Origin of the sequence: Dysgonomonas sp. HGC4, assembly GCF_001261715.1 — a bacterium.
In the GTDB taxonomy this organism is placed as follows: Bacteria; Bacteroidota; Bacteroidia; order Bacteroidales; family Dysgonomonadaceae; genus Dysgonomonas_A.
Genome location: NZ_CVRU01000086.1, coordinates 1 through 9726, shown reverse-complemented (window position 1 = coordinate 9726; position 9726 = coordinate 1). Strand labels below are relative to the sequence as shown.

Genomic DNA, 9726 nt, shown 5'->3' with positions numbered 1-9726 from the left:
TCCTGGTTGGGGCTGGGGCGGCGGCTGGGGTCGCGGTCAAAGGATGACCAACAATCGACCTGGCAGAACCACTTCACGAAACGGCGGCAACAGAGGATCAGCTGCCTCAGGCAACAGAAGCGCAGCAAACCGTGGATCTTCGGGTAGAGATGCAACTGGAGGACGTACATCTACAAACAGAGATAATTCAGGGCGTACTTCAACTGGAAGATACGAAGGTACACGCAGTAGCAGTACCAGAGATAACTCAGGACGTACTTCAACCAGAGAATCAGGAGTTAGCACAAGACCAGCAACTAACAATGGTACAACAGGTAGAGGTGGAGCTGGAGCTGCTTCAGGCAGAACATCTGTAAACAGAAACGCTACCTACAATCCAAACACCGGAAGAATAGTTACTAATTCTCCAACAAGAAATACAACAGGCAACACTAATAGAGGTGGAGCTACAAGCACTAATAGAGGTGGAACAACAACCAATAATAGAGGCGCAGCAGTAAGCAACCAAGGATCTTCAACAAACAGATCATCGGGTACAAGTTCAAGACCTGCAACTAATAACAACAGGAATTTCAATACAGGAAGTTCTTCAAGCAGCAGATCATCAGGCTCATCTATGCAAAGATCTGCACCAAGCCGTTCATCAGGCGGAGGAGCTGCACGTTCATCAGGCGGCGGTGGTCGTAGTAGTGGAGGACGCAGATAAAATTGAAACAAAAAGAATGTTGAATACAAACAAAAAAGCTATTTTAACTGTTTAAACTAAAATAGCTTTTTTTAGAAATAAAAACAATAACTATGAAACGTATTTTTATTCTTGCTTTACTTTCCTCATCTTTCATAGGATCTGCATTAGCACAGGGAGAGATGGATGCTTTCAACCTTTCCTATACAGGTTTGAAAGGTACTGCACGTTCAGTATCAATGGGTGGTGCTTTCGGTGCTCTTGGAGGTGATATTTCGGGGATTGCAATCAATCCGGCGGGAATAGGCGTATACACGAAATCAGAGATCGTAACTACGATGAATTTCACCAACACAAGAACTACAACAAGACTGTATGATAGCAAAACTGACGACAGCAGATTCAAATTTAGTTTTGATAATATTGCTTTCGTTGGAACAGTGCCTTTACACAGTGATGTTGCTCCTTTAATCAATTTCGGATTTTCTTATAATCGCGTACAATCATTTGATCGAAAATACACGATGAAGGGTCATTTTGTTGATCAATCACAAACTGACTATATTGCAAATAGAGTAGATGGTATACCTTCTCGAGATTTAGAGTTGGCACAAGAACCATTTTGGGACAGACCCTCAGAGTATTGGCTGGGAGCTCTCGCTTTTGGTACAGGAATGATAAGTCCTACTACCCCCAACGGTACTAGATACCAATCGGTTTTGTCAGGGATGAAAAATCCTACGATTGATAATTATCTGCATGTATTCGAAAGAGGATCTGTGGATTCTTACGACTTTAATATGGGTACTACTTTTGCAGACATGCTTAGTGCCGGTCTTACAATTTCGGTTACTGATATCAATTATAATATTTCATCACTTTACAGTGAAGCATTCTACGAAGGAACAACTGGCGATCCAGCACATGAGTACGAAATGGATAATCAATTGAGAACAGACGGATCGGGTTGGCAAGTAAAAGCAGGTCTTATCTTCAAACCAATCCAAGAATTAAGAATTGGTGCTGCTTATCACTCTCCAACATGGTACAATATGACAGATAGATACTCTGTTCTTATGGATGGCTTCAACGGAAGACCTAACGTTTCATCAAGACGGGAAGAAGGTGTTGTATTTACAGATTATAAATTCCGCACACCAGATAAGTGGGTATTCAGTTTAGCAGGAGTTATTGCTAAAAGAGCAATAATAAGTGCAGACTACGAGCTAACAAACTATGGCAACATGAATTTACAGGATGCTAATGGATTTCAATCACCTGCAAATCAAGACATCAAAGAATCTTTCAGAAATTCATCAACATTACGTCTTGGAGCCGAGTTTCGTTTCACTCCTCAATTTTCGGGACGTGTAGGTTACATGTGGCAACAAAGCCCTGTAAAAGACATCTTAGTGAATGGTAGTGAAGACGGTACACATACAGCTCTTACAGCAGGAACTATAACTCACTTCTCGCTAGTAGGAGATTCTAACTATTTCACTTACGGACTTGGTTATAGATTTACACCTCACTTTTACACCGATGTGGCATTTGTAATGAATAGTCGTACTGACGATTTGTATAGTTTTGCTGGCTCAGACAAAGCCGAACTTAAAACAAATATGTTCAGTGGATTACTTACTTTTGGATATAGATTCTAAGAATAAAAGATACAATATACAAAAAAGCTGTGCTATTTAATTAGTGCAGCTTTTTTGATTTATAATACTTATTACCATTTGCTTTTTATACATTTGCAGAGCTAATAATATCAATAAAACTATGTCAACTTATACAGAAGATAACCGTAAAGTAACGACTCATCGTTTACAGGAAATGAAGCAAAGAGGCGAAAAAATCTCAATGCTTACATCGTATGATTATTCTATGGCTTCGATCGTAGATCAGGCAGGTATGGATGTAATTTTGGTAGGCGATTCTGCATCAAATGTGATGGCAGGCAATACCACAACTCTCCCTATGACTCTCGATCAGATGATTTATCATGGCAAATCGGTAGTAAACGGAGTAAAACGAGCATTGGTTATCATTGATATGCCATTCGGTAGTTGCTCGGGCAACCCTACCCTCTCCTTAGAAGCTGCTATAAGAATAATGAAAGAAACTGGTGCTGATGCGCTAAAGATAGAAGGAGGCAAAGAAATTATTGCAGATATTAAAAAGATAATAGATGCAGGAATCCCAGTTATGGGACATTTGGGATTGATGCCTCAATCAATTAATAAATATGGTACCTATGCAGTACGTGCTAAAGATGGAGTAGAGGCCGACAAACTAATCGAAGATGCTAAACTTCTTCAAGAAGTAGGCTGTTTTGGAATTGTTCTAGAGAAGATTCCAGCAACACTGGCAGAACAAGTATCTAAAGAACTGACTATTCCAATGATTGGAATCGGAGCAGGAGCATACGTTGACGGACAAGTATTAGTAATCCATGATATGCTTGGTATCAACAAAGACTTTTCTCCTAAATTTCTTCGCCGTTATGCAGATCTTCATACTATAATGAGTGAAGCTGTACAATCGTATATAAAAGACGTGAAGGAGTCTGATTTTCCAAATGAAAAAGAATCTTATTAAAGTCTAAAGCTTTTCATTACTTTAGTCTCTATAATTTATAAGAGTCAGCTAGAAAACAAGACTTTAAATACTGTCGCTCATTAAGAAAAAGGCAGTTCCAATAAATAAGCTTTTGATAGCTTAAGTATCACATAATAAAATAAAATATGCACAGCATGTCTGTTTGAATTATCGCAGACATGCTTCTTTAATATGAAAGTTTGTATAGCCGAAAAACCGAGTGTAGCCAGAGAAATAGCCAATGTTCTAGGAGCAAAAAATAAAAAAGACGGGTATTTTGAAGGAAACGGATACCAAGTAACATGGACATTCGGGCATTTCTGTACCCTAAAAGAACCACACGAATATTATCCACAATGGAAACGCTGGTCATTAGACTTACTCCCAATGATCCCTCCCCGATTCGGCATCAGATTAATCGAGAATCAGGGAATAGCCAAACAATTCTCCGTAATCGAAACCTTATTTGCAAATGCAGAAGAAATAATAAACTGCGGTGATGCTGGACAAGAAGGAGAACTTATTCAACGTTGGGTAATGCAGAAAGCGCAAGCTAAATGCCCGGTTAAGCGTCTTTGGATTTCGTCTCTTACAGAGGATGCAATACGAGAAGGCTTTCAAAATTTAAAAGAACAGAGCGACTTTGACAAACTGTATGAGGCTGGATTATCTCGTGCTATTGGCGATTGGTTACTCGGCATGAATGCAACGAGACTATACACCATAAAATATGGTCAAAATAAATCGGTATTATCTATTGGAAGGGTCCAGACCCCAACTTTAGCTCTTATTGTAAACAGACAACTGGAGATCGAAAACTTCAAGCCTGAGCCTTATTGGGAATTAAAAACTATTTATCGAAATACTACTTTTTCGGCAACTAAAGGACGATTTACAACAGAAGAAGAAGGAACACAGTTTCTAGAAGTAATAAAACTAGCCGATTTTGAAGTTACAGATGTAACGATCAAGGCAGGCGAAGAATTACCTCCCCGACTATTCGACCTTACCTCATTGCAGGTAGAATGTAATAAGAAATTTGCCTTTTCGGCAGAAGATACCTTGAAAATTATACAATCACTTTATGAGAAGAAGCTCACCACCTACCCTCGTGTTGACACTACTTTTCTGAGTGATGATATATTCCCCAAAGTGCCTGCAACCCTAAAAGGTTTGATGGGTTATGAAGATTTAGTAGCTCCTATACTTGCTGCTAAAATAAAGAAATCGAAAAAAGTATTCGATAATAGCAAGGTAACCGATCACCATGCTATCATTCCAACAGGAGTACGAGCCAATGCTCTTACTGAAAATGAACGTAAGGTATACGATATGGTAACCAGACGATTTATTGCAGTATTCTACCCGAATTGTAAAATATCGACAACGACTGTTTTAGGAGAAGCTTCTAAAGTTGAATTTAAGGTAACAGGAAAGCAAATATTAGATCAGGGATGGCGAGTTGTTTTCGAGAAGCAATCGAATAACTCCTCAGCTGACGACTCTGAAAGTAATGATAAAGATGAAGAGAATATACTTCCTTCTTTCGAAAAAGGGGAAAGTGGAACACACGAACCTTCTTTAACCGAAAAGTGGACTTCTCCCCCTAAATATTATACAGAAGCAACATTGCTTCGGGCAATGGAAACAGCCGGAAAGTTCGTAGAAAATGATGAGCTGAGAGATGCTCTTAAAGAAAATGGAATAGGTCGCCCATCTACGCGTGCTGCCATTATAGAAACCCTGTTTAAGCGCAATTATGTTCGTAAAGAAAAGAAGAACCTTTTAGCTACAATAACAGGTGTGCAATTGATACAAACTATTCAAGAGGAATTACTCAAATCTGCCGAATTGACTGGAATATGGGAGAACAAACTTCGACAAATAGAGCGTAATCAATATGATACAAAAATATTCATAGATGAACTAAAGCAGATGCTGACTCAAATAGTAATGAATGTAAGAAACGACTATTCGAGAAAATCTATTGAAATAGAAGAAGTCAAAGAGCCCGAAGAGAAACCTGCAAAAAAGACTTCTCCTCGTAAGAAAAAAGAGCCAACAGAAAAGAAAAAAGAGAAAACCTCAACACCAAAACCTGACGAAGCGGTATTATGCCCGCTCTGCAAGAAAGGAAAACTATTGAAAGGAAAAGCTGCTTATGGTTGTTCGGAATGGAAAGCAGGATGTACATTTCGTTTAAACTTCGATGGCAATGTTGAAAATCTTCACAACGATGAATTGAGGAAATTCTTAGACAAATAAATTTATGCAAGAAGAAATATTTCCATTAGTAGACGAACAAGGTAATGTAATAGGTCAGGCAACACGCAGCCAATGCCACAGTGGCTCTAAACTATTGCATCCGGTGATACACCTTCATGTGTTTAATGAAGCAGGAAAGCTATACATGCAAAAAAGATCGGCAACAAAGGATATACAACCCAACAAATGGGATTCGTCAGTAGGAGGACATATCGACTTGAATGAAACCCCTCAGCAAGCAGCATTACGCGAAGCTGGCGAAGAAATAGGTCTTAAAGACTTAACCATCCATTATATTGATAAATACATTATTGAAACAGATAGAGAGAGAGAACTGACTTACTGTTTCTATACTAAAACCAACCAAATACCGAAGGTGGATATGAAAGAAGTTTCCGACGGACGTTTTTGGGATATAAGCGAGATCAACGAACAACTAGGTAAAAATATTTTCACACCAAACTTCGAACTTGATTTTGGGCATTTTCTATCCAAAGGATTCGATCATTTAAATAATACAAAGTAATAACACAATGATACAGTTCAAACTTATAAAGGACGGAAGTAGCGTCCGCAAACACGATATAGAGATACTTAAGGCAACAATATGCAGTCTTACTGAGGATGAAGACAGCTATATCATTCTGGAGCCTAAAAACCCCATTGAAAACAGTATCTATATACAAGCCATCAAGCAGAACAATGAGTATTATGCAGAAATACGATTTGTATTCGGCTCCGATGATAATTTCAAGCATTATAGCCGAACATATACCACTCAAAGCGAAATAATAAATCTATTCTCTCAATACTATGCAGAAGGTAAAGTGCCTAATGTGAATGAATGGAATGACGATACAGCAATAAATGAAGAAGAGACCGATGCTAAGATGATGAAGCTATACAAGCAATCGGAAGGCACCACAAGGTATTTTGAAATATGGATCAATGAAGATAATACAATAACCATCCATAAAGGGATATTAGGAGAAGTTGGGGAGACTGAAACTATAGAAACCAGAAGTAACGATCTGCCATCAAACATCACACTCGCAAAATATGTGAGTGAACAAAAACAAATCGGCTATGAGGAACAAGAAGATCTCACTGAGTTTATTGTTCAATATTCATACGACAAAGACGCGGATCAAGCAGAACTAACAGAGAAAAGAGATTACCTCGAATCACTATTTAATAATTGCCTCGGATGGACAGGAAATGGACATTGCGATGGTGGAGATATAGGGTCGGGAACGATGAATATTTTTTGCTATGTAGTAAATAAAAATATAGCTGTGCATACAATATTAGAAGCTCTGGAGGAAGAAGATCTTATGGATAATCTTAAGATTGCCTATGCGGACGAAAGTACAGAAGAATACATAGGGCTTTACCCTCCGTTGACTGACTTTATGCTATAAATAATCAAATATATAAACAAAAAAGAACCGACTAACCAGATTGACTAGTCGGTTTTTTTTGTTTCACAAACCCTTATTTACCTCCAAACGTGAAACTTACCGGAAAATATACCGGAGAAGTGATAGGCGTACCACCAATCATAAAAGTTGGTTTGATTTGCACCTTCACATTAGACTTAGTATCGCTTATTCCTATAAAATTCTTAGCAATATTCTCTACTGCCGATTTAGAATTGTTAGACATTAGTGTTGCAAGATCAACACCAATATTCAAAGGTAGAACCTGAGTTGTCCCCGCTGCAATATTCATCGTTTGATCAACATGTCCTGTTGTAAACTGTATATCATCTATACTTACAATATATTGCAGACCATTCATAATGGCAGCTGTTGTATTTGGATTTTTCACATTCAGATTTAGAGTAAAATTCATCGGAATAGAAGATGCTGTTCCCCCTAAAATTCCTAATAGCTTAGGAACACTCAATGGCGATATTCCATTTGATAAGTTTACTCCTGATACCGTTAAGTTCGAAATAGATTTATAATCATACTCACACTTTGTTACGTTATAGGCACTGGTTAAATCGTTACTAACACCACAGCCCGAAAACATTACAGCTATACATATTAGCAATAATGCAGATAGTTTTTGTTTCATTCTATATTTAATCATTAAAAAATTATATCCTTTTTCATAAGTTCAATATTTGCTTCTTTGTTAGCATATAGCTTTCCTTTATTGCACGCTCTATATCCGAAATATACAACTTCACTTTTTTACGATCGTCCGATTCAAATAAGAATATAGATTTATTGTCTTCCTGATTCTTTGCAAATCCTTTAATGACATGATCGTGCTCTAAAACCAATCGAACAGAATCTATATTAAACGTACATTGCAAAAAACACATTTTATCGTCTCGCCTTTTACTAATGTAGGCATCAAAACCATTGGCTTTAAAAACGATATTCCGAGTAGGTAAATCCAAATCAAATACCAGATAACCATAAATATCTTTTATTGTATCCACCAGATTAGGGTGAAGCTCTCCCGTTTCCTCTATATTATAGAATAGCTCTCCTTGCAGAACAATATCCTCTAAAATTTCTTTTTCCAGCGTTTTATCTGATAAACCTAACTCCTCACGACAATAATCAGCAAAGCGAAAAACAATTTGCTTATCCGAAGAATCTAAATATAAGGTTTGCGTTTGAGGCGAATAGTTATTGGTAACAATCTCATAAAAAGCCTTAAACTCGTTTATGGTTTTATCATTACCGATCATCATCATTTTTGCGAGGAGAAATTCCAATTGAGTAATCTCCGATCGGTCTAATTGTATTTCAGTACCATCTACCTGTTTTTCAAAAACACCCTGCAAAGTGTCTATAACCTGATTATACAGAGTTATTTTCTGCTCAAAAACCTTTTCACTACGACTCTTTTCGACTTCGGTTTCGGTTTGTTTATTCAACAAAACCATCGTAATTACCGCAGCAAAAATAGTCCCGAAAATAGCAGCAGCAAATTCTTGCGAAGCTTTTTGTCCTAAGTGTTCAAATAGAGGTTCAAAAGCCAAGAATGAAGAAAAAGCAATTACAAAGACAAATAATGCACTTAGCAAATTCTTATATTTCTTTTGAAACTTCATAGCCATGCTTTTATATTTTATTACCTCAAAAAAGACCCTTAAGGTTCAATTCTAAATTATTTAATCGTAATCATTGTTGCTCCAAATCCATATTCTTTAAAAGATGCATCCTGATAATTCATCGTACTATATCTAGTCTTCAAATCACTCAAGATAGCTTTCTTTAAAACGCCTTCTCCTTTACCATGAATAAAGACAATCTTCTGACCTTTCTTTGCCTTGTTTTCATCCATTATCTCTCTGAATTTAATAATCTGATATTCAAGAATATCTTTTGCATCTAAACCAACTGTAGAATCTATCAATTCCTCAATATGCAAGTCTACTTCAAGAATAGAAGATGATGTATCTTTCTTTTTAAGAGGTTGTGGTTGTTGACGATCTAATTGTTTCTTCTCTTTCATCGCTTCTTCAATAACCTCCGCCGATACAAACAATTCTCTTTCTGTCAGGTCATTTTTCATCAGATAATAAATGATAGCTTCTTCATCAAAGTAATCATTCTCTTTGAAACTATGCAACTTATAGAATTTAACTGTATCAATTCTAATTTCCGAAGAACAAGGATTCTTCAAACTGAAAGGCTTATCTACTTTATATGGAATGAACTGAACGCATACTTTTTCCAAATCATTCAGATCAGTCTTCGTGAATTCTTCCAGAAAAATCTTTGTATTGGGTTCTATAGTCCCTGTAGCACGACTTATCCATCCTTTATCAGATCTGCTCATATAGTTATAAGACAGATAGAAATTACTATCATTTACTAAGTAACATTCGTACCCTGTTGTACTCAATGTCTTTATATCAAGAGGCAGATAAGCTAGGCAAGCTGTAATACGCTCTCCTTCTTTAGTCTCAACAACGGAAACACTCTCTACCTTAGGCTCTTTCTGATAAGATGTAACTTCTTGCGCCTTTGGCTTTACCGACTGACGCACTTGAGCCTCATTTGCAGGTTCTATAACTATACACTCTCTAATAAGTATCGGTGTATCAAACCCATCATCGTCTACTATTACTATATCTTTACCTTGAAAACCTTTTACGATTCCGCCTCCCGTTGTATTTAGAAAACGTACTTTATCTCCTACTTTCA

At 37.2% G+C, this 9726-nt stretch carries 8 protein-coding genes and 1 pseudogene; 6 read left to right on the top strand and 3 right to left on the bottom strand.

Going from position 1 to position 9726, the window contains the following annotated elements; genetic code table 11:
• From HGC4_RS08850 to HGC4_RS18425, 6 genes and pseudogenes are all read left to right on the top strand, one after another.
• Nucleotides 1-706, top strand: a pseudogene (locus HGC4_RS08850) (hypothetical protein); the annotation flags it as partial.
• Nucleotides 707-798: 92 nt separating this feature from the next.
• On the top strand, nt 799-2346 hold the full coding sequence (locus tag HGC4_RS08845) for an OmpP1/FadL family transporter (protein ID WP_050709771.1): 1548 nt from the start codon (nt 799-801) through the stop codon (nt 2344-2346).
• Between the two features lie 121 nt (nt 2347-2467).
• A complete protein-coding gene (gene panB / locus HGC4_RS08840; protein WP_050709770.1) occupies nt 2468-3286 on the top strand; it encodes a 3-methyl-2-oxobutanoate hydroxymethyltransferase in 819 nt (272 codons plus the stop codon).
• Nucleotides 3287-3478: 192 nt separating this feature from the next.
• Nucleotides 3479-5551, top strand: a complete 2073-nt coding sequence (locus tag HGC4_RS08835; protein WP_050709769.1) for a DNA topoisomerase 3 — start codon at nt 3479-3481, stop codon at nt 5549-5551.
• Between the two features lie 4 nt (nt 5552-5555).
• Nucleotides 5556-6077: an NUDIX hydrolase gene (locus tag HGC4_RS08830; protein WP_050709768.1), complete on the top strand. Its 522-nt coding sequence runs from the start codon at nt 5556-5558 to the stop codon at nt 6075-6077.
• 7 nt (nt 6078-6084) lie between these two features.
• Nucleotides 6085-6972, top strand: coding sequence for a hypothetical protein (locus HGC4_RS18425; RefSeq protein WP_082204123.1), 888 nt, complete (start codon nt 6085-6087; stop codon nt 6970-6972).
• A 73-nt stretch (nt 6973-7045) separates the two neighbouring features.
• Here HGC4_RS18425 and HGC4_RS08820 read toward each other — a convergent pair whose 3' ends face one another.
• The 3 genes from HGC4_RS08820 to HGC4_RS08810 all read right to left on the bottom strand — a co-directional run.
• Entirely contained in the window at nt 7046-7633 is a 588-nt protein-coding gene (locus HGC4_RS08820) for an LEA/WHy family protein (RefSeq protein WP_050709767.1), read from the bottom strand.
• Between the two features lie 34 nt (nt 7634-7667).
• Complete coding sequence (locus HGC4_RS08815) at nt 7668-8627, bottom strand: hypothetical protein (protein WP_157258202.1); 960 nt, start codon at nt 8625-8627, stop codon at nt 7668-7670.
• A 56-nt stretch (nt 8628-8683) separates the two neighbouring features.
• Nucleotides 8684-9726 (bottom strand): DUF2027 domain-containing protein (locus HGC4_RS08810; RefSeq protein ID WP_157258200.1); only part of this gene is annotated, 1043 nt, incomplete at its 5' end.